This is a genomic window from Brucella pseudogrignonensis, assembly GCF_002252525.1.
GTDB lineage: Bacteria > Pseudomonadota > Alphaproteobacteria > Rhizobiales > Rhizobiaceae > Brucella > Brucella pseudogrignonensis.
This window is the reverse complement of record NZ_NNRM01000044.1, coordinates 181,510-201,284: the sequence shown is the minus strand read 5'-3', so window position 1 is coordinate 201,284 and position 19,775 is coordinate 181,510. Positions and strand designations below refer to the sequence as shown.

Sequence of the window (19,775 nt, the reverse complement as noted above, 5' to 3'; positions counted from 1 at the left end):
TATGTATTGTCAGTATGGGGGCCTAGCGCGTGACTTTGAGACTTATCCAGTTCGAAAACTCTACTACGACTGTAAACTTCATAGCAGATAGTTATGATGTGAAGTGCTCAATTATCGTGGGGGAAAATGGAGCCGGTAAGAGTTCTGTACTTTTCAATATAGCGCATCTGTTTGATCGTGCTTTCGAAATAATAATGAATAAACACTCTCGCCGAAAATCACAGAAAAACCAGCAGCAAAAATTTTCTTCGATAAAGTATATTATTGATAGTAAAGAAATTATTTTATCTGTTGAAGGAAATAATGTTTCCATGATGTTGGATCGAAGATTGATCCAACCAAGTTTGAGCTTTATGCCCCGCAAAGTACTTGCTTTCGCGCACCTGCCGACAGATCGTTATCCGTTCAAGATCCAAACGGATGATAGCAGGTACGTTTATTTAGGCCTGCGACAAACTACCAATATGATGAGCACAAGTGCTCTGGTGTCGAAAATAATGAAAAGTATTTGGATTGCTTCAAGGGATACACTTCGAGCAGATATGATATCTGATACATTGCAAACAGTTGGACTTGATAGAAGTGTAACTGCAAGTTTCAAAATTAGAGACAAAGAACTTTTGAGTATTAATGATTTTGAAGGCTTTCGTAGCAGACTTCAGTTCACTTTAAGAAATGTTAATTCGATTGACAGTGATATATTTTCAGCGAAGAATGATGATATTATATTTCAAGCATTCAGTTTTATCGAAGGCGCCGGAGCGAGTTCGGTTCAACGTTTATCGAAAAGTAATGATGATTTTATTAAATTTGAATTACTTGATAGGAAATTTTCCAACGACATTTTAGGAATGGAATTTCTAAGAGATATTAAAGTAATAACGAATCCGGAAATTTTATTTAAAAAAAAATCAGATGGCAACGAAGTAAAATTTTCTGATCTAAGTAGCGGAGATCAACAAATATTAGGAACAAACCTTAGATTAGTTTCAGAGATTGAACCGCGATCATTAATATTGATAGATGAGCCAGAAGTAAGCTTGCATCCGAAACGGCAGCAGGAATATGTTCCTGGTCTCTATCGGAATGTTCCATTTATCGATAGCTGCACAGTGGTTATGGCAACACACTCGAATCTGCTGGTGTCAAATCTACCCAAGAACTCATCAGTTATCTCTATGAGACCTTCGATAGGAGCAAGAAAGCAATTCTTGGCGATGGAACTCGATCCGCACGGCCTTCCATCGGAACAAGTACTTTATTCTGTTTTTGGAATCGATGCAGCAACGAGCTATTACGCGCTGAAAGACGTGCAAAGGATAATCGAAATATCGCAATCTCAAAGGACCGAATCCAAGCTCAATACAAGGCAATTGGAAGAGGTTTTGGAAATAAAATTAAGGCTCCAAAAATCAGCGGCTGCGCGCGCTCCCGTGGTTCTTGAGGTTATGCCATTGATCGCTGAGATTCTCAACAATGCGTAATCTTCCAATTATTATTCTCGCAAGTGATCTAATCCCAGATTGCAATATCAGAAAATGGAAAAGCAGAGCGAAAAAAGTTAAAGAATACAAGAGAATAATGGATAAAATATTTGATGCTACACAGGCGGGCATGTGCGCGTACTGTGGACTCAAAATGGGACGCGATTCACGTCGCCGAGTAGAGCGCGACCACATCGCTCCCGATTCTCTGCACCCAGAGTTTCGCTTTCATCCCAATAACTTGGTCGCAGCTTGCTCGGTTTGCAATGGACTTGAAGTAAAAAACGCTAGAGATACGATTGTTATTAAAAACATTGTTTATGAAAATTCGACGTTTAATATAGTTCATCCAAGGCTTGATGATATCCACGAACATCTGGAGTTTTCTGGTGCTTCAGGAGAGATCCCCTTCGCAAAACCTTCTTCATCGAAGGGAGAAAATCACATTAATCTTTTTAATCTCCAAAATGTCACGCAGATTTCGCTTCGGCGGTTAGAGAGAGAGTTGCCAATGCTTGAAGCACGTGTGCAAACCGAATTGGATAATGAGCTTGCCGCAAGGGGGCTATAACCGTGGGCAGGACATGAGGACGTGAAACCACAGACAATGTGTTGTCTGTGGTTATCATTAAACTCCGCATTTCTGATGATAGTTTGACTAAACTTGAGCCCACTGTATCCAGTCATTCGAAGGTCGTGACTCCTCGAGTGCGACTACCTGTTGTTTAACCGTTGTACTTTTGCTGGACCTGCGACGGTTTTAATATCGCATAATACTACCTATTTTCGTCTCTCGTATTCGCCGGAAACCACATCCTTCGAAGCGGGTAAATATTTTTAGAACATAACAGCGGGGTAAATTCTCATGGAATTCCCAATTTTAGTTCTACGCAGAAAATATTCTTGACTGGTAACATGAAATCGCAGCTGGGTGTACCTGCTGTAGGTGGGAGGCTCATGTTCTTGACTCTACGTCAAAATCTTCCGGAAAGCACACATAACGAATCAGTTCCTGCTACCAGTTCATGCCCGCTTTAAAGGAACCAATGTCTCTGACTGGTACTCAATTAAACTCGCAATGCTTTGCGGTGTTCTTTCATCGAATTTAAACCGCTTAAAGCGGTTTGCAATGATGTCTTGTGACGGTACTAACGGTGTTATATCGAGCACTCTGTCGGATTACAAACATGCGCCTTCAGTCTCCATGGACTCCTCGTCTTTCAGATAATGGCAATACAACCGCAAACAGGCTGGTAGAAGCTTTGTCTGAAGATATTCTCTCGGGGCAGTTGCTTGGCGGCGACAGACTGCCTGCCCATCGGGATTTAGCCTGGAAACTGAACCTCGGAGTAGGCACAGTTACGAAAGCCTATGCGATGCTTGAACGGCGCGGATTGGCGCGAAGTGTAAAGGGCAGTGGTACATTCGTCGCCGTATTTGAATCACGAAAGGGCCCTGCAATTGATTTCTCGGTCAATCGGCTGCCTGTTATGCTAAGTGACAGATTGTTGGCCGGCACACTTTCTGCAATCTCCAGAAAAATAAACTCAGCCCACGTCAATCTTTATCCCCCACCAGCAGGCCATGATGAGCATCGGCGTTTATTGGCGCGCTGGCTCGAAAGCCTGAGCATTGAGGCGGACGCAAAGAGGATTATATTAGCTGGAAGCGGGCAGCAGGCACTTTGGCTTGCTTTCGATATTCTGTGCGGCGGCAATGGTTTGATTGTCACAGAACGTCTCAGTTACTCGGGAGCTATTGCACTTGCGCGCTATCGCGGCCATCCAATGCGGAGCGTTGATATTGATGACCAGGGTATGGTGCCGGATGATCTCGATCGGGTGCTATGCGAAGAAGAGAACAGTGGGCGCCGTCGCCTTGTTTATCTGACCCCCACACTTCATAATCCTACGACGATTTCTATGGGAGCAAACCGGCGAAAGGACATTGTGGACGTCTGCAACAAGCGAAACGTCCCGATTGTTGAAGATGGTGTCTATACACTGGGTGCCTCTCCCAACCTTCCTCCACTTGTCACCCTGGCACCGGATCGCGTCTTTCATGTGACGAGCCTCTCCAAGTCACTCAGTCCAGGATTGCGACTGGGCGTTCTGGTTTTGCCTTCAGGCTGGGAGGAGCATGCCGAGGAAGCCTTGCGTGCGCTGCCACTGTCTTCTTCGCCAGTAGACTATGCGCTCCTCGAAGAGTGGTTTACCAGTGGTGTTATGGAAACGGTGAGGGGTACTTTGCGTGCCGAGGCGCGGCAAAGGGCAAAACTGGCCCGGTCATTCTTCGACAACAGAACAATCATAACCGATGATTGTGCTTTTCATGCGTGGCTGCCAATGCCTCATACGGAAGCGGAAGCCTTCGAAAAGGCAGCGGCGACGCTTGGCGTTGTTGTTACAGAGCCGGACGCCGTTCGTGCTGATCGAAACGATAATGCGACGGGTATCCGGCTGTGTCTGGGTGGTCTTGGTATGGAAGACCTGACCACAGGTCTAACATTGCTCTCGCGGTTGAAAATAGGGGATCATTCTTAGAAGCCGACGTTACTCATGAATTCCCAACAGCCCTTAAAGCGGTGTCACCATTTGAAACTGGAAGACACCATAACCTCTCTGCCATCTCCGTAAAGACACTTTGCAAATTCGCAGACAGCGTATTCTTCATTGAAGAGGTTTGTGGCATTCAATGACAAGGTAATGTTTTTGGTCAGTTCATAGCGAACCATTGCATCGACAAGCGTGTAGCCGGGTATTGGCTTACCTATGCCTGATGCGCTGGTCGATCCGGTGTATCGTACACCACCTCCAAAGGTCAGTCCGTCGATGCCCAACTGAGTTACATCATAAGTCATCCAGAGAGCAGCCTGATGATAGGGCGTGTTTTCGCTGCGCTGACCAAGTTCCAAAAGTTCTTCACTCTTGGTGATCCGGGCATCTGTGTACGAATATGAGCCCACCATGGTCAGATAATCAGTCAGCTCGGCTTTGGCCTCAAGCTCAAATCCACGCGCACGCCGCTGACCGATCTGTGTGATATCACCTGCAAGTGTACGGGTGACGACATTGTTCTGATCAAGCTGATACACGGCTGCGCTGAACAACATGTTTGTTCCAAGCGGCTGATAACGGATGCCGGCCTCAATTTGTTCTCCCGTCATAGGTGAGAAATTCATGTCTTCGACATATTCAGCCACAGAAATCGGGAAGAAGGATTGTGCGTAACTGACATAGGGAGCCAGTCCATTCTCAGCTTCGTAAACCACCCCCGCGCGCCAAGTTGTTTTTTCAGAATTGCGGCTGATCGACTGGTTGTTCGCGTGATAGCCGAAATCCTGATCAGCCCAGTCGTGTCTTACGCCAAGCAGTACGTTCCAGCGTTCATCAAAGGTGATTTTGTCTTGCAGATAAATACCATGCTGTACGGTTTTTGTTTTCGCACCACGGTTACGAGCAGGGTCACGATTAACTGTGAAGCTTGCGCCATAGACGGGATTGTTCAGGTCGATTGATGGAGCAGCTGCGCGAAAATTATCTGAATCATATGTTGTGTCGTAAAAGTCATAACCGACGAGCAATGAATGCGAGAGTGGACCTGTATCCACATCGAATGCAACATTCATATCATGTGTGAAGCCCTTCGCACGATCATGACGGTCGCTGTACTGGCGAGCGAGTATGCCTGTCTGTGCGACCTGATTAACGGCAGCGGCGCTCGTCTGGGCCATCATATAACGCCAGTCCAGATCGGATTCGTAATAGCGTGATTTTGCTGAGAACCGAACATCATTGTCGAAACGATGGGTAAATTCGTAACCCAGCGCACCCATATTAGTTTTCATCCGGTCATAGTCCGGTTCGCCAATAAAAGTGTCGCGGCCGAGGATGAATGGGCCATTACCGATGCCTTCCACAATCTCGTAGGGTAACGCAGCGGGGAAACGTGTGCTGGTCTTCTGGTAGAAGCCAAGCATGGTCAGCGATGTGTCTTCATCAGGCTTCCATTCCAAAGCCGGGGCGATATAAATGCGGTCATTGTTCATGTAATCGACGTCGGTGTTGCTGTCGCGACCAAGAAAAGTCAAACGATATGACAATGTGTCGGTTATGGCATCGCTGAAATCTGCGGTAAGCTGTTTACGGTTATGAAGCCCGCCCTGAACCGAGACTTCACGCAGAGGCTCGGATGTCGGGCGTTTGCTGACGCCGTTCACAAAGCCACCCGGCGAAAGCTGGCCATAAAGAACCGAAGCCGCACCGCGTACAACATCGACGCGTTCAAAACCAAATGGCTCCTGCGTGCCATCATAAGAGTTGTTCTGCAGCCGCATGCCGTCGCGCAGCATCCCGCCGGTGCCGGATTCGACGTCGAATCCACGAATTCTGAACCGGTCAGCGACGCGCGAGAATGGGCCGGGCTGTGCCGTGAAACTTGGCGTATAAGCAAGCACGTCAGCAAGAGTTTGCGCTTCGCGATCTTTGATTTCGGTAGCTGAGACCACCGAAACTGATTGGGGCGTAAGCAGGATAGGTGTATCCGTTTTCGTGCCACTGCTGCTGACCTTAGCCACATATCCCTTAACAGGTTCGGTTGAGCTGGCATTGTCCTGAACGACAATCGTTTGCAGCTGAATTCCAGCATTCGTTTCCTGTGCTAAAACACTGCTGACCGCAAGCGCCATCATCGCGCAAGCGAGTGGAATGCTATATGGCAATGCTGACATGTAGGGCAGGCTGCCGATATTCGATTTCAGATGGTTTACCGGCATAGAATTCCCCAATAGCGATGCATGAATTAGTGGAGGCTGGCAAGTCATCGCATAAACATGACAAGTGCAGTCAACAAAGATATGCTCTGGCTATCATGTGATTCACTTTGAAGAAATTAAAAAAGTGTCACAACACACTTATTGCAGCGCGCTCACTGTCGCGCGGATGATATGACGCGATTGGAAGAGCCTGTCAGAGCCGCTTCTTACAATTGCGCACGGAGATGCTGGCTATGTTCGAAATGAAGCGAGTGAACGTTTATCGTGGCACCCAGCATGTTCTCCATGACATTGATCTGAAAATTCTTCCGGGGCGTTTTACCGCTTTGATCGGGCCGAACGGCTCTGGCAAGTCAACGCTTCTGGGCAGCATGGCGAACACGGTCGCGATACAAAGCGGTCATGTTGCACTTGGATCTAAGCAGCTTGTTTCATATTCAAGACGCGAACTGGCCCGGCAAATGGCATTCTTGCCACAACATGTGCATACGCCGGTCGGAATGAGTGTGCGCGAATTACTGGCACAGGGACGGTTTCCGTGGAGAAGCTGGCTCGGTGGCTGGTCAAGTGAAGACGAAGACGCTGTCTCGCGCGCCGTTGCACTTTGCGGCATTGAACAACTCATCGACAGACCATTGCAGAGCCTTTCAGGTGGTCAGTTGCAGCGTGCATGGATTGCAATGACTTTGGTTCAGGATACACCAGTTATTCTGCTCGACGAACCTACGACATTTCTGGACGTTGCAAACCAGTTAAGCCTGCTTGATCTGCTGTCGGTCTTGCGCGATGCAGGGCGCACAGTGGTTGCAATCCTTCACGACCTCAATCAGGCAGCACGTTATGCAGATCAACTTGTCATGCTGAAAGATGGGCGCGTGGTTGCCGAAGGCGCGACACAGCAGGTCTTCAATGTGCCTAATATCGATAATGTGTTTTCGGTGCGATCAAGAATGCTGGATGATCCGGAAACGGGAATTGCAATGTGCATTGCTTCTTCCTGGGCGTGAAGGGTGCATCCTTTGTCAGTTTATCTGCGTTCTTTTCAGTTTTTCGCCCTTTTTGTGCTGCTAATCGTGGCAGCAATCCTTCAGCTGAAGCTCGGTGCGCGTCAGCTTGACTGGAGCGTGGTCTGGCAAGCACTTGTCGCCTATGTTCCGGCAGACCCATTGCATAATATCGTGATGGAAATGCGCATGCCTCGTTTGATCAGTGCTGTCATCGTCGGTGCAACTCTCGGTCTTGCAGGCGCGTTAATGCAGGCGGTCAGTGAAAACCCGCTTGCAGATCCGGGGCTGATGGGGGTAAATAGTGGTGCTGCCTTCTTTGTCGTTTTCGGTTTGCTTGTGCTCCCCGGTAATACGCTTGCCATGATACCGCTTCTCGCCTTTGCGGGGGCGATTGTTGCAGCAGCGATCGTTCTTTTGAACAGCGGATCGGACCCCAATCCGGTTCGCCTCGTTTTGTCTGGTGTGATGGTTGCGGCCCTGTTCAGTGCCCTGACCTCTATGGTTCTTTTGCTTGACCAGCAGGGGCTTGAAACTCTGCGGCGCTGGCTTGTTGGTTCGCTTGCTTTTGACAGTTCAGTGGCCCGCTGGCAGACTTTTCCATTCATCCTTCTCGCTGGATGCATTGCAATAGCGAACATTCCCGCACTTAATCTCCACCGATTGGGATCGCAGTCGGCGGCGCTGATGGGGCTGAATGTATTGCGGATGCGGCTTTCATCACTTTTGGCGATCGTGCTTCTGGCCGGATCATCTGTTGCAATAGCTGGTCCTATTGGCTTTGTCGGTCTTATTGCTCCGCATATTGGGCGTATTTTTTTCGGTAATGACTATCGGTTTCTCGTCCCGGCAGCGCCTCTGATAGGTGCATTGCTTATTGTTACCGGTGACATCGTATCACGCACGGCATTACGTCCACTGGAGATCAATACGGGTATTGTGACTGCCATTGTGGGCGGCCCTATTTTCATCGCCCTCGTTCTGGGGAGAGTGAAATAATGGCAGTGCAAACCCATGTCACCAATCACACCCGCACTCGGTTTTCTCATGGCCGGATCATTCTGATTGCTGCCACTGTGTTTCTTGGCGTAACCGCAATATTGGCAATAATGCTCGGCAGCTATCCTGTCGCACTAACTGAAATAATCAAGGCAGTTACAGCGCCCCAAAGCACCGATAGTATTTTGCGTAGCATCGTGTTTGATACGCGCCTGCCACGCATATTGCTTGCCATTTTTTCTGGTATGGCGATGGCTCTTGCCGGAGTGATATTGCAGGTACTGACACGCAATTCACTGGCAGCACCCGGATTGGTGGGGGTTGAGGCAGGGGCTGGCATTACTGTTCTGACTGCGCTCATTCTTTGGCCATCTGCGCTGGTTGTTGAGCTTTATCCGCTTGCGGCTTTGCTTGGTGGGCTGCTGGTTGCATTGTTTGTTATCGCTCTTGCCTGGAACAAAGGGGTTTCGCCCTTGCGTCTCATTCTGGTGGGTGTTGGTGTAACAGCAATACTTAGTGCATTAGCAGACCTGCTTATCACCTACGGACGGATCGAACATGTTGAATCGGCTTTGCTTTGGCTTGCAGGCAGCTTGCACAGGGCAGGGTGGGAAAATGTGCGGGGGCAACTTTTGTGGCTGCTCTTTTCCGCTGTTCCCATATTGTTGTTTTCCCGCCAGTTTGACTTGTTTCAGCTTGGAAACGCGGTTGCAGCAAGTCGCGGGCTGAATGTTGCACGCTTTCAGATCATCGCACTTTTGCTGAGTGTGATGCTCACGGCTTCTGCGGTCGCGAACGTTGGCACAATGAGCTTTATTGGCCTCTTAGCCCCTCATGCTGCAAGGCTGCTGGTAGGGGAAAGGCATAGCTTGCTTTTGCCACTCTCTGCATTGATTGGTGCAAGTATTGTGCTTGTCAGTGACACAATAGGCCGAACCGTTTTCGCCCCGCTTCAGATTCCGGCGGGACTTGTGGTTGCAGTGGTTGGCGCGCCTTATCTTCTATATCTGCTGTCGCGAGAAGGAACGACCCGATGATCAGAATAGCGTCAGCTTTGCTTGTTCTTATATGCAGTTTCGGCTTTGTTGTTAGTGCTCATGGAGAAGAAACAAGAACATTTACCAATCGTTTCGGCTCGGTTGAGGTGCCAGTTCACCCACGCTGTGTGGTGTCATTGCACGATTTCAGTCTGACAACGCAATTGCTGGAATTAAGCGTTGTGCCTTGTGGTTCATCGGGCCGCAAGCGCTTGCTCGCGGACACAATTTATAGGGGTGCATCGCAGAGATACGACACGTCAGAAATCCAGTATATCGGAACACATCAGGCTCCTGATATTGAAACAATTGCGGCATTGAAGCCAGACCTGATCGTGGGGTTATCTTATCACGCAGCGCTTCGCGATAAGCTTTCAGCAATTGCGCCCGTTGTGCTGCTGCCTTTACGTGAAGAAGGCATATTAACCTATTCAGAGCAATTGGCTGATCTTGTTGGTAAGCGTCATCGCTTTGATGAATTGCATCGGGAATATCAGGATATAGTCGGTGAATTCGGAAGGCGCGTAGAGAAACCCGCTTCAATGACAGTGACACCGATGGAGATTTATCGCGACGGTTTCAGGATTATCGGGCGTGGTGGCATGGAACAGGTGATAAAAGATTTTGGTCTTGGTCATGTTCCCGCTTATGAGAATAGCGAAAGCGATATACCCTATAGCTTAGAACGCCTTTCCGACTTTGACAGTGATATCATCATTGACACTTACGAAGAAATGCTGGACGAAGAGGCAGAAATGCGCGCCTTCCGGTCGACTGTCCAGTGGCGCAATCTGTTTGCTGTTCGCAATCGTCAATTTCTGTATTTTAACCGCAGTCGCTACGGCGAAACGATGGAAGGCCTGATTGGTTCTGCGACTTTGCTTCTATCGCATATCGGCGAGCGGGAAATCCTCCGGCAGAAGCGTTAATAGGTTGTCAGGCCAACGGCTTAATTGAAACTGCACTCCAGCGTTCAACCTGATCCTTATCGCCGTCTGGCTCTAGCGTGCTGCAGCGTGTATTGACGTCAAACTGATCCAGCCTCAACTGGATGAGCAACTGTTGAGATTGAGTGGAGGCAATAATCTCCGCTTCAATTTCATTCGTGTTCCCTGCTTTGCGCTCAAGAACAACTTTCTCCTGTGGCCCAACATCATTCCAGAATGAAAGCGCGGCGTGCTCGGCGACCTGTTCCAAGGCGTCTAGTTCCGGATTGCCTCTGTACGCTGGCAGGAATGGAACACCTTTGCTAAGGCAGGACAGGAAATCGGAAACGTCCTTTGGTTCGAGACGTCCATATCTGGCGCGCTGTGGCAAAACGAGCAGCGACGCGGCAAAGCGACATCCGCCGATATGCGTTGACTGTAGAACCCGGAAAACCGTCGGGTCGGCCTGATCACGCAGCGCTTTCCAGGTAGCAAAACCATAACGTGCGCAGCAAGGGTCCTGCTTTCCATCTGTACAGCAAAGGATGGTAATGCGCTCATCGCGCTCTCCGCAGAGTTCCCCTCCCGAGGCCAGAACCAGCAATTGCTCGGTCAGAATGTCAGTCGTTGCTGTGCGTAGAATAATGTTGTCGCATGAGAGAGCAATTTCATCTCCCTCCACAAGCGCCACATGGATACCAGCCTGATTAGCCGTTATCATTGCCTGAGAAAGTGCTTCGGGCATGTCAAACGCATTTGTTCTTGGAACGCGCCAGTGGCGTCGCGGCCAATGGAGGAGCACGTAACGTGGGGCGGTCCCACCAGCTCCGGGCATAGGTTCCCCCCGCTCCAGACAGACGTTGCGACAGAATTTATGAGTACTCATTTTTAGCCAAGTTGTAAAAGTTCCTCACACGGCCAACGGTCGGGTAATCCAAAAGACACGATTGAGCTGTTCATACACATTCATTGTGCTTTATCGCAACGATTAACCAACAGACATCTAAAAACGGTTAGTACTAGTCGCGAATTTCTGACTGGTCATCAATGTTGTCAGCCAGCTAAATAACTGAGCGGTAGAGTTCAAAACCCGTGAAACGCCATATCGAGAGCGGATACGATCTCGTCATGCGAATCGGAGAGGTTCGTTACTGGGTTCTTTAATGCCGACACCGGGATTGCCGCCATGAACTGTGTAACTAACACATACTCCTCTCCTTCAATCTCGAAGCCCGGATTGAGTCGTTTGGCTGGGATTGGGGCCAGCGCTTTAACAATGAGAGGGATAACAATACGTGTTTTCAGATCATCCAGTAGGTCAGCCTGTACGTCGAGCACATAGCCGCCACCCGGATTGGAGTAAACGTCATATCTTGGCATTAGAATTGTCGATAATGTTCAAGAGGTAAGCCATTTGCTTCGACGTAAGCATTAGAACTTTGCATTGCTGGACGATTTTCTTCTTTCCAAAGTGCTGACTTGGCAGCAGCTAGCGCCTGCGCAATTCCAATCTCGGCTGCACGCGAAATATTTATCTTAAGTCGACGCGCTTCAGAAAGAAGCTCATTATCGATTGAAAGATTGGTTGCGCGCTTTAAGGTCCGGGCAGATTCCAGTTGTGGCATAAGACATGCTCCTTTGGTGGATCACTATATGCGCATAAATATGCGCATTCAACCGGTATCTGTATGTAACTCGTAGGCAGATAATGACTCCCGAGTGGTCGCCCTCATCTGCATGGTCACTGTGTCAGGATGTATCGCTCGCCGTTCCCATGAAGACGTGAGGTTGCTCGATATAGGAGCAACCGCGCGATCTGGATGGCTGCAAAATACACGAAATTCTGTCTGGCATCTGTGTGAAGGCAACGGCGTGTGCTTGGCTTGGTGCCAAACTTCATGTTCTTGACATGAAATCAGAAAAACCAACGCGCTACCCAACTGCTCGGCTTACTGCTTTTGTCGTCAGCGCGCGCTAGTGAAGCTCTGTCGCGTTTTTATGAATGTTTTATTGGTGTAAGCTTTGATCAGCGGAGCGAGGCCCCGAGATTCCGCGTAGAGCCACTGCCGAAACTTCTTGTTCGTGAATGCAATTTGTCGCCAATTCACCACCTTTCCGAAGAATACAAACTTGGATCTAATCCAATTTTCAGCGATATGGAATCCTTCGTGGATTTCCCTTTTTAGATGATAGAAGATGGCCAGACGCCAGTCGTGACCCGTCCCGGACCACTGCGCAGGCACCAGAGGAGCAGGCCATTTTCGATGCAGAAAGGAAGCTCTATGGCATTCTTGGCGTCTGGAAAACTGATCCGCTGCCAGTAAAAATACAAAACGGCGCCACAGACAGAGCAATGGGATCGAGCCGGTCCCTCAGCCGCAAACTCAGGACCTGGTGGCGGGCATCGAAATCGTTGCAGCCCTATCGGGTGCGGTGACCGGGACGCTCGCCACGGCATTCGTCAGCCAGTCCAGTCAAAGCTACACAACGACGATCTTCGGCGATGTCGATGATGGGGATAATTGATATGATAAACAGAACTCCTCTCATCCTCACCGTTCTGATCATCCTCTATTTTTTCTCGTCAGATCGGTCGTCAGAAGTGCCACTTGGCAAAAATTTGGCCATCGGATGATCGATACGGTATCCTTGCTCGTGGCGGGCGCCGAAATGCCGCCGGAGCAGCGCACCCTTTCGCGCCGCGCTGTGCCAGACACGGGCGGGCCTGTCGGATATCATTGCCAACGGCGCGAGGCGAAGGCTTCGGCGGCGACTTTTTTGGGACAAGCTAACGTCGATAGGGATGCGCAATTCGCAGCCTTGCACGACGCTTGCATGGCCGATCTGGCCATACGTGAAGCGATCGAGAAACGGGCGGTTGCCTTTGTACCCGATTTGCCACTGGAAGACCGGTCCCGGCTGGCAGAGGCGATCGACGACCGGGTCCGCAGAGCTATGGACAGGAGCGGATGGTCAGATAACCAATTCTTCCCGTTACCTTTTTCGCTACCGTTGTGCCGGAAACTCGAGTTTGCGAATGTCGTAGCCGAGTTGGCTCGCCTTGCGCACCATCGTTTTCAGTTTCGCCTTGGACGGTACGTTGCGCGCGTAAATCCAGAGGTCGGTCATGCCCGGATTTGCGCTGATGAACCATGATTTGTCCGGCGACTTGTAGAGCACCCAGTAATTGAACGTGATGAGAAGCGGATAGCGAACCCGCATTTTAGCGTTGGTCGATCCGAGATCGAGGATACGGCCCGTTCCCTCGACGGTTTTCAAGCGGCCTTTTGGAGTGTCCACATGACATCCGTCTTCCACCGCGATTTCGCCCCATTTCTTGCCCGGCCTGTATGTCGAATATCCGGCGACGCAACCATCGGTCAGCCACATTGGTGTCCGACCAATTTCAAGCCAGGTCCCGCGATAATGGTCCATGCCGACGGCAACCGGCTTAGGCTCGGCCCATGCCGGTGTCGAAGAGCCGGAAAAGGCCATGAACACCAGTGCCGCGACATTGATCGTCTTGAAAACTCTCTGCATGCTTCCCTCCTGTTTCTTTTTCTTTGAGACCCTGACGGTCCTAACTCTCATCCGGGCTTGTCGGTTCGCGATCTCTTGCGATCCCGGAATAGCGCAGGGCGACGAACGCCATCAGACTGGCGACGGCAAATGCGTTGAGATTGAAGAGCGTGTAGAGCTCTGTGTCGGCCCACACATGCAATGGCGGCCCGATAAAACTGCGTGAGAAGATAAAGACCATGAATACCAGTCCCGCCAATCCTCGCTGCCACCATTTCTCGTCGGGACGAAATGCGAGCGCTACCAGCATGATACAAGCCGCGAAGAATAGTTCCGTGCCTGAGCCAGGACCGAAGAGCTTAGTCTCGAACAATGTGTCGAAGGTTCCAACCAGCGGCAACGCTACCCGAGCCGTAAGCGGGAACCGGCGCGCAATGAATGGAATGGCGAGAAAAAGCGGCGCCGACAGCAAGGTGCAAAGCGACGCCGCCACGCCATTGCCTACCAGGTACCAGACATAGAGCGGATAGAATGGCTTGTTCAGCGCAACCACCCAGGCGATCGTGACCGTCGCCTGGGTCAGTGGGTCTGACTGAATACCCTTGTTGGACATCATGCAGTCGGCGCCAGTAGATAATGGCCGACGCCCCAGACATTGCCGTTCTCGTGACCGAACAGGCCAGCGGTCGCGAGAAAGAACAGCCGCCAGCGGCGCTGCCACAGCGAGGCGTCCTTGCCATAGACGGCCGTTAAGATCGGCTGGATCCGGTCGATCTCACGATCGAAATTGGCGAGCCAATCAAGAGCTGTGCGCCGATAATGCGTGCCGGACCAGCGCCATTCCAGCTCAACCTGGAAGAGGTCGCCGAAGCGATGCGGCAGGTCGTGTGCCGGCATGATGCCGCCCGTGAAGAAATGGTGGGCGATCCAGTCGGCCGGATCATCCTGATCGAAGCGATAGGACCGATCCTTATGGGTGAAGACATGCAGGAAAAGCCTGCCGTCCGGCTTCACCCAACCGCGCACGCGCTCCAGAAGCGTTCGCCAGTTCGACATATGCTCGAACATTTCGACGGAGACGACACGGTCAAACCGATCCCCTGTCGTGAAGTCATTCATGTCGGCGGTGATGACGTCCAGGTTCATCAGGCCGTCTTTCTGAGCAATGTCGAGGATGTAGGCGCGCTGCGACGTCGAATTCGACACCGAGACGATGCGGGAGCTCGGAAAATTTCGTGCAAGATAAAGCGAAAGCGAACCCCATCCGCAGCCCAGTTCAAGGATCGTCATGCCATCGGTGATGGCTGCGTGCTGCACGGTTTCTGCAAGCGCGGCAGTCTCAGCTTCGCCGAGCGTCATATCGGTCGTAGGATAGAGACAACAGGAATATTTGCGCTGCGGTCCCAGCGCCAGTGCGAAAAAGTCGGCCGGCATCTCGTAGTGCTGGCGGTTTGCTTCATCGGTATGGGTTGCGACCGGAAAGCTTCCCATCGTTTCGACGAACTGCCTTTCCGCGTCTGCGGTTGTTTCCGCAAGCCGCCGCTTGGTGCGACCGCAGAGGAAATCGATCCCGGCGAGCGTCATGCCGTCGGTGAGAGGGGCACGCTCGGCGGTGTTGATGGCGAAGGCCAGCATGTTCATGGCTGATATCCTTGATTTTTGAGGTCGGATTTGCGGGGGGCCGGGAAAGTATGCGTTGACGTGCCGTTTAAGGGCGCGAAACTGTTCGCCGCGCGAACGAAGCATGTGTTCTTCAAGCGGCGAGATGCCCGAGACATGCACCAGCAACCAATACATCAGGAGCGCCGCCAGAAACGCCAGCCAGCTCCAGATCGGCGCCGCAAGAGCGAGAAGCGGCCAGCAGCACCATAATAGCCACTCTAAAAAGCAGTTCGGGTGACTGGAATAGCGCCATAGGCCGACCTCACAGACAGATGTTTTCGCCTGCGGGGTCTTGCGAAACCGTGCGCGCTGCGCGTCCGCTACGGCTTCGCCGCCCAGCGCAACGAGCGCGACCGCGATCGCAAGTCCATCGATCGTCCGCGGGAAGGCAACATTGTTGGCCGCCGCGAGATAAACGGCGAGGACCAAAATGAATGCGACAAGTGCCTGGATCTGGAGAAACATGAACAATTTTGAAGATGCGCCCGTGCCCCATTCCTCGATGAGCCTGGCGTAGCGGGGATCTTCACCGCCCCCTCCAGTCCGCACGCTGATATGGCCGCCGAGCCGGATCGCCCAGGCTCCGATGCCGACCGCCGCGGACCAAATCGTGTCGATCCCGCCGCTCTGGCCCTTAGAGCGCTGTATGGCACAGGCGCTCGCCATGGCGAGCGACACCCAGATTGCAATGATGATCAGAAGCGAGATGTTCATATGGCTTTCCATGCGCCTTTCTGCTCGCGCATCTGTCTGGCGGTGCACCTGCATGAAGGTGATCTGCCATCAACAACGGAAAGCGGGAGGCCTTAGTTTCGGCTTGAGCAAAAAAACTTTCGGAATTTGTCTTCCCGAAGTGAAACTCTTTCGGGTCGGCTGTCGTAACTGGGATCGTTAGGCCACGAAAAAAATGCCGAGGTATTTGGATTTGATGGGACATTACCCTCGAAACGCAGGCAAGAGACGTTTGAATATAGCAATTATTGGCAGTGGAATTTCGGGGCTGTCGGCGGCGTGGTTGCTCTCACAGTCGCATGATGTGACCGTTTTCGAGGCGTCAGACCGGATCGGTGGCCACAGCAATACAGTTGAGTTCGAAAGCGCGACCGGCCCGGTTGCCGTCGATACCGGCTTTATCGTCTACAACGAGGTCACCTATCCCAACCTGACCGCCCTTTTTCACGCCCTCGATGTACCGACGGCGGCTTCGAACATGTCATTCGCGGTCTCGCTGAATGACGGGGCCTTTGAGTATTCCGGCGGCACGGGCTTCGGTCTTCTCGCCCAGAAATCCAATCTCACCAATCCGCGTTTCTGGTCGATAATGCGCGACCTCCTGCGTTTCTACAGGACTGCGCCGCGCGACCTGGCGATCATGGGCGACATGTCGCTCGACGACTATTTGAATCGCAACTTCTATGGTCGCGCGTTTCGCGACGATCACCTCTATCCGATGGCGGCGGCGATCTGGTCGACCCCGGCGATGCAGGTCGGCGCCTATCCCGCAGCCCATTTTGTAAAATTCTGCTGCAATCATGGCCTGCTCGAACTGTGGAACCGTCCGGTCTGGCGAACGGTGAAGGGTGGTAGCCGCGAATATGTGGCGCGGATGAAGTGCCGTTTTGCTGACAGAATCCGGCTTTCGACGACGGTAAAGGCTATCCGCAGGACTGAGGGACGGGTGGAACTGAGCGACACGCATGGTGTGAGCCACGTGTTCGACGATGTCGTGATCGCGACTCATGCCGATCAGGCGCTCCGCATACTTGCCGATGCGAGCGATGACGAGCGGCGCGTGCTCGGCTGCTTCGGTTATACGCGCAACGAGGCAGTGCTTCATGGCGATACCGCGCTGATGCCGAAACGCCATGCCGCATGGTCGAGCTGGAACTACGTGGCCGATAACAGGTGCGGCGCATGCGACGAGCCGGTCCAGCCGTCAATCACCTACTGGATGAACAAGCTGCAGCCGCTCGGCACGGCGCCCCCGACATTTGTCACGCTCAACCCGCAACATGCGCCGCGTGAGGAAACCGTGATTAGCCGTGAAATCTACGAGCATCCGGTCTTCAATCCCGCCACGGACAGGGCGCAACAGGAGATCTGGTCGCTCCAAGGCGTGCGCAATACATGGTTCTGTGGTGCGCATTTCGGCTCGGGATTCCACGAGGACGGCATTCAGGCGGGGCTGGCCGTCGCCGAAGATCTCGGCGGTCTGCGCCGGCCCTGGCAGGTCGCACAGGAAAGCGCCCGGATCGTTCGCAAACCGCTCGTGAGACCTCATAATCTGCCGGTCGGACTGGAGGTGACGGTATGAGCGCCACACTTCAATCTGCTCTTGTCCCCAGTCATGTGACGCATGCGCGGCCGAGGCCTAAGGAGCAAAAGCTCGCTTATCGAATCTATTCGCTGTTGATCGATATCGACGAACTTGAGATCCTCGATCGCCGGCTGGGATTGTTTTCGGTCGATCGCTTCAACCTCTTTTCGTTCTTTTTCAAAGATCCTGGCGATCGTTCCGGCGCCAACCTTCGTATGCAGGTGGAGAGCTTGATGAGCGCTGTCGGCGTCGAACCGGATGGCGGACCGATCCGTCTTCTCACCATGCCAAGGTTGTTGGACTGGGCATTCAACCCGCTCAGCGTCTTCTTTTGCCATGGCCGATACGGCGAATTGCGCGCAATCCTCGGGGAAGTCGACAATACCTTCGGCGAGCGGCATGCCTACATGATCCCGTTCGAGGAGCGTTCCGGCGACGAGATCGTCCAGCATTGCGACAAGGAATTCTACGTATCGCCCTTCATGGACATGAACCTTCGCTTCACGTTCCGTGTCTCAGCCCCGAAGGGTAGGCTGGCAAGTCGCATCGAAACCTACGACTGCGAAGGCCTGGTGCTTACGGCCGCGAACCTGGGGAATCGGACGGAAGTGACCGACGCTGCTCTTTTGCGGGCATTCTTCACGATCCCCTTGCTGACGCTGCGTGTCGTCGGTGGCATTCACTGGGAAGCTCTCAAGATCTGGCTGAAGGGCGTTCGCCTGAGGATGCGCCCACATCTTCTCGAAGATCCGTTTTCCCATGTCCGCAGATCGAAGGGCGACAGTGAAACATCATTCAGGAAGGCAGAATTGCATGAGCCAGCTTGACGATTTCCCGGGGATCCCGACGGGCCTGCCCTCGGAGAACGAAGATCTCGGTTTTGGCGGCCGGCTGATGAAACGCCTGATTGGCCGCCTTCGTCATGGGCGTCTGAAGGTCATATTGCCATCCGGTGCCGTGGTGGAGGCGGGCGGATCTGAGCCCGGACCGGACGCTGTCATCGTGTTGCGCCGTTGGCGGATGCTGCGTCGTGTGCTGACGTCCGGCGATATTGGCTTCGCCGAAGGGTTTTTGCAGGAAGACTGGACGACGCCGGACCTGACGGCCGTCATCCGGCTCGCGGCTTTAAACGGCGAATCGTTGGCGCCGGCGATCGACGGAAACGGCCTCATGCGGCTGATGAACCGGATTGGCCATATCCTGAATGCCAATTCGAAACGCGGCAGCCGTCGTAATATCGAAGCTCATTACGACTTGGGCAATGATTTCTACAAGGAGTGGCTCGACTCTTCCATGCTCTATTCCTCGGCGATCTTCGACAAGACGACGCCGACCCTGGAGGCGGCACAGCGCAAGAGGCTCGACCGCATCCGCGAAAAGCTTGCGCTGTCAGGCGGCGAACGCGTGCTGGAAATCGGCTGCGGCTGGGGCGCTTTGGCCTCCGACCTCGCCGTCAATTCCCAGGCCGATGTAGTCGGCATTACGTTGTCGCCTTCGCAACTCGCCTGGGCGAAAGACGTCGTCACAAAGGCTGGCAAATCTGATAAGGTCGATCTGCGTCTTCAGGACTATCGCGACACCGACGGCCAATTCGACCGCATCGTCTCGATTGAGATGTTCGAGGCGGTGGGCGAGGCCTATTGGCCAAGCTATTTCGAGACCCTGAAGCGCTGCATGAAACCGGATGGCCGTGCCGTCCTCCAGATCATTTCCATCGAGGAGCGACGTTTCGAAAGCTATCGCGGCAGCATCGACTTTATCCAAAAATACGTCTTTCCCGGCGGCTTCCTGCCGTCCGACAAGGCGCTCGAGGCCGCGGTGAGTGCCGCCGAACTGAAGCTCGTCAACGTCGAACATTTCGGAAAGTCCTACGCGCGAACGCTGCGAGAATGGCGGGCGCGGTTTCATGCACGCTGGCCGGTTATTGCCGCACTCGGTTTCGACGAGCGATTCAAGAGGCTCTGGCACTACTACCTCTGTTACTGCGAGGCAGGGTTTGAGGACGGAAGCATCGATGTCGGCCTCTACACGATCCAGCATTTGTAACTCACTT

General features: G+C 52.4%; 18 protein-coding genes and 1 pseudogene. 11 read left to right on the top strand and 8 right to left on the bottom strand.

All coding sequences use genetic code 11. From position 1 onward, the window contains the following. Positions 1–29 precede the first annotated feature (29 nt). The 3 genes from CEV34_RS20975 (at position 30) to CEV34_RS20965 (ending at position 4,027) form a co-directional block, all read left to right on the top strand. A complete protein-coding gene (locus CEV34_RS20975; protein WP_094544441.1) occupies positions 30–1,484 on the top strand; it encodes an AAA family ATPase in 1,455 nt (484 codons plus the stop codon). Continuing rightward, the gene (locus CEV34_RS20970) at positions 1,477–2,055 is read left to right on the top strand and encodes an HNH endonuclease (protein ID WP_094544440.1); all 579 of its coding nucleotides are present in this window, start codon (positions 1,477–1,479) and stop codon (positions 2,053–2,055) included. The genes CEV34_RS20975 and CEV34_RS20970 overlap by 8 nt, the downstream gene beginning before the upstream one ends. A gap of 616 nt (positions 2,056–2,671) precedes the next feature. Further along, entirely contained in the window at positions 2,672–4,027 is a 1,356-nt protein-coding gene (locus CEV34_RS20965; RefSeq protein ID WP_094544439.1) for an aminotransferase-like domain-containing protein, read from the top strand. Positions 4,028–4,071: 44 nt separating this feature from the next. Here CEV34_RS20965 and CEV34_RS20960 read toward each other — a convergent pair whose 3' ends face one another. Beyond that, positions 4,072–6,258, bottom strand: a complete 2,187-nt coding sequence (locus CEV34_RS20960; protein WP_094544438.1) for a TonB-dependent siderophore receptor — start codon at positions 6,256–6,258, stop codon at positions 4,072–4,074. 233 nt (positions 6,259–6,491) lie between these two features. Between CEV34_RS20960 and CEV34_RS20955 the strand changes: the two genes are divergently transcribed. The 4 genes from CEV34_RS20955 to CEV34_RS20940 are packed head-to-tail and all read left to right on the top strand — an operon-like array spanning position 6,492 to position 10,227. Next, positions 6,492–7,265 carry an ABC transporter ATP-binding protein gene (locus CEV34_RS20955; RefSeq protein ID WP_235819138.1) on the top strand — a complete coding sequence of 258 codons (774 nt, stop codon included), beginning with the start codon at positions 6,492–6,494 and terminating at the stop codon, positions 7,263–7,265. A gap of 12 nt (positions 7,266–7,277) precedes the next feature. Next, a complete protein-coding gene (locus CEV34_RS20950; RefSeq protein ID WP_094544437.1) occupies positions 7,278–8,261 on the top strand; it encodes a FecCD family ABC transporter permease in 984 nt (327 codons plus the stop codon). Further along, positions 8,261–9,298, top strand: coding sequence for a FecCD family ABC transporter permease (locus CEV34_RS20945; RefSeq protein WP_094544436.1), 1,038 nt, complete (start codon positions 8,261–8,263; stop codon positions 9,296–9,298). Before CEV34_RS20950 ends, CEV34_RS20945 begins: the two co-directional genes overlap by 1 nt. Next, positions 9,295–10,227, top strand: coding sequence for an ABC transporter substrate-binding protein (locus CEV34_RS20940; protein WP_094544435.1), 933 nt, complete (start codon positions 9,295–9,297; stop codon positions 10,225–10,227). The genes CEV34_RS20945 and CEV34_RS20940 overlap by 4 nt, the downstream gene beginning before the upstream one ends. Positions 10,228–10,234: 7 nt before the next feature. Here the strand turns inward: CEV34_RS20940 and CEV34_RS20935 are convergent, their stop codons facing one another. The 3 genes from CEV34_RS20935 to CEV34_RS20925 all read right to left on the bottom strand — a co-directional run bounded on the left by CEV34_RS20935 (position 10,235) and on the right by CEV34_RS20925 (position 11,849). After that, on the bottom strand, positions 10,235–10,969 hold the full coding sequence (locus CEV34_RS20935; protein WP_007881792.1) for a sucrase ferredoxin: 735 nt from the start codon (positions 10,967–10,969) through the stop codon (positions 10,235–10,237). A gap of 338 nt (positions 10,970–11,307) precedes the next feature. Next, on the bottom strand, positions 11,308–11,604 hold the full coding sequence (locus CEV34_RS20930; RefSeq protein WP_094544434.1) for a CcdB family protein: 297 nt from the start codon (positions 11,602–11,604) through the stop codon (positions 11,308–11,310). Then, on the bottom strand, positions 11,604–11,849 hold the full coding sequence (locus CEV34_RS20925) for a type II toxin-antitoxin system CcdA family antitoxin (RefSeq protein WP_007881564.1): 246 nt from the start codon (positions 11,847–11,849) through the stop codon (positions 11,604–11,606). The genes CEV34_RS20930 and CEV34_RS20925 overlap by 1 nt, the downstream gene beginning before the upstream one ends. A 769-nt stretch (positions 11,850–12,618) precedes the next feature. Between CEV34_RS20925 and CEV34_RS27600 the strand changes: the two genes are divergently transcribed. Further along, positions 12,619–12,750 (top strand): hypothetical protein, encoded by a 132-nt coding sequence (locus CEV34_RS27600; RefSeq protein WP_257737028.1) that lies wholly within the window; start codon positions 12,619–12,621, stop codon positions 12,748–12,750. A gap of 480 nt (positions 12,751–13,230) precedes the next feature. Here the strand turns inward: CEV34_RS27600 and CEV34_RS20915 are convergent, their stop codons facing one another. The 4 genes and pseudogenes from CEV34_RS20915 to CEV34_RS27120 all read right to left on the bottom strand — a co-directional run. Beyond that, positions 13,231–13,764 (bottom strand): lipocalin family protein, encoded by a 534-nt coding sequence (locus CEV34_RS20915; RefSeq protein WP_007881562.1) that lies wholly within the window; start codon positions 13,762–13,764, stop codon positions 13,231–13,233. Positions 13,765–13,804: 40 nt separating this feature from the next. Further along, the gene (locus CEV34_RS20910; RefSeq protein WP_094544433.1) at positions 13,805–14,359 is read right to left on the bottom strand and encodes a hypothetical protein; all 555 of its coding nucleotides are present in this window, start codon (positions 14,357–14,359) and stop codon (positions 13,805–13,807) included. Continuing rightward, on the bottom strand, positions 14,356–15,384 hold the full coding sequence (locus tag CEV34_RS27125; RefSeq protein ID WP_179253609.1) for an SAM-dependent methyltransferase: 1,029 nt from the start codon (positions 15,382–15,384) through the stop codon (positions 14,356–14,358). The genes CEV34_RS20910 and CEV34_RS27125 overlap by 4 nt, the downstream gene beginning before the upstream one ends. Before the next feature lie 36 nt (positions 15,385–15,420). Next, positions 15,421–16,119: pseudogene (locus tag CEV34_RS27120) on the bottom strand (DUF1295 domain-containing protein); the annotation flags it as partial. Positions 16,120–16,333: 214 nt separating this feature from the next. Here CEV34_RS27120 and CEV34_RS20900 point away from each other — a divergent pair. From CEV34_RS20900 to CEV34_RS20890, 3 genes are read left to right on the top strand one after another with little or no spacing between them, the layout of a single operon-like run. Continuing rightward, entirely contained in the window at positions 16,334–17,719 is a 1,386-nt protein-coding gene (locus tag CEV34_RS20900) for an NAD(P)/FAD-dependent oxidoreductase (RefSeq protein WP_094544431.1), read from the top strand. Continuing rightward, a complete protein-coding gene (locus tag CEV34_RS20895; protein ID WP_064322877.1) occupies positions 17,716–18,549 on the top strand; it encodes a DUF1365 domain-containing protein in 834 nt (277 codons plus the stop codon). The genes CEV34_RS20900 and CEV34_RS20895 overlap by 4 nt, the downstream gene beginning before the upstream one ends. Then, the gene (locus CEV34_RS20890; protein ID WP_007881557.1) at positions 18,536–19,768 is read left to right on the top strand and encodes an SAM-dependent methyltransferase; all 1,233 of its coding nucleotides are present in this window, start codon (positions 18,536–18,538) and stop codon (positions 19,766–19,768) included. Before CEV34_RS20895 ends, CEV34_RS20890 begins: the two co-directional genes overlap by 14 nt. Positions 19,769–19,775 lie beyond the last annotated feature (7 nt).

Bases quoted from the DNA above. Each gene is read 5' to 3' on its own strand.
- CEV34_RS20970 (WP_094544440.1), top strand. From the start codon at position 1,477: ATGCGTAATCTTCCAATTATTATTCTCGCAAGTGATCTAATCCCAGAT.
- CEV34_RS20965 (WP_094544439.1), top strand. From the start codon at position 2,672: ATGCGCCTTCAGTCTCCATGGACTCCTCGTCTTTCAGATAATGGCAAT.
- CEV34_RS20960 (WP_094544438.1), bottom strand. From the start codon at position 6,258: ATGCCGGTAAACCATCTGAAATCGAATATCGGCAGCCTGCCCTACATG.
- CEV34_RS20955 (WP_235819138.1), top strand. From the start codon at position 6,492: ATGTTCGAAATGAAGCGAGTGAACGTTTATCGTGGCACCCAGCATGTT.
- CEV34_RS20945 (WP_094544436.1), top strand. From the start codon at position 8,261: ATGGCAGTGCAAACCCATGTCACCAATCACACCCGCACTCGGTTTTCT.
- CEV34_RS20940 (WP_094544435.1), top strand. From the start codon at position 9,295: ATGATCAGAATAGCGTCAGCTTTGCTTGTTCTTATATGCAGTTTCGGC.
- CEV34_RS20935 (WP_007881792.1), bottom strand. From the start codon at position 10,969: ATGCCCGAAGCACTTTCTCAGGCAATGATAACGGCTAATCAGGCTGGT.
- CEV34_RS20930 (WP_094544434.1), bottom strand. From the start codon at position 11,604: ATGCCAAGATATGACGTTTACTCCAATCCGGGTGGCGGCTATGTGCTC.
- CEV34_RS20925 (WP_007881564.1), bottom strand. From the start codon at position 11,849: ATGCCACAACTGGAATCTGCCCGGACCTTAAAGCGCGCAACCAATCTT.
- CEV34_RS20915 (WP_007881562.1), bottom strand. From the start codon at position 13,764: ATGCAGAGAGTTTTCAAGACGATCAATGTCGCGGCACTGGTGTTCATG.
- CEV34_RS20910 (WP_094544433.1), bottom strand. From the start codon at position 14,359: ATGATGTCCAACAAGGGTATTCAGTCAGACCCACTGACCCAGGCGACG.
- CEV34_RS27125 (WP_179253609.1), bottom strand. From the start codon at position 15,384: ATGAACATGCTGGCCTTCGCCATCAACACCGCCGAGCGTGCCCCTCTC.
- CEV34_RS20900 (WP_094544431.1), top strand. From the start codon at position 16,334: ATGGGACATTACCCTCGAAACGCAGGCAAGAGACGTTTGAATATAGCA.
- CEV34_RS20895 (WP_064322877.1), top strand. From the start codon at position 17,716: ATGAGCGCCACACTTCAATCTGCTCTTGTCCCCAGTCATGTGACGCAT.
- CEV34_RS20890 (WP_007881557.1), top strand. From the start codon at position 18,536: ATGAGCCAGCTTGACGATTTCCCGGGGATCCCGACGGGCCTGCCCTCG.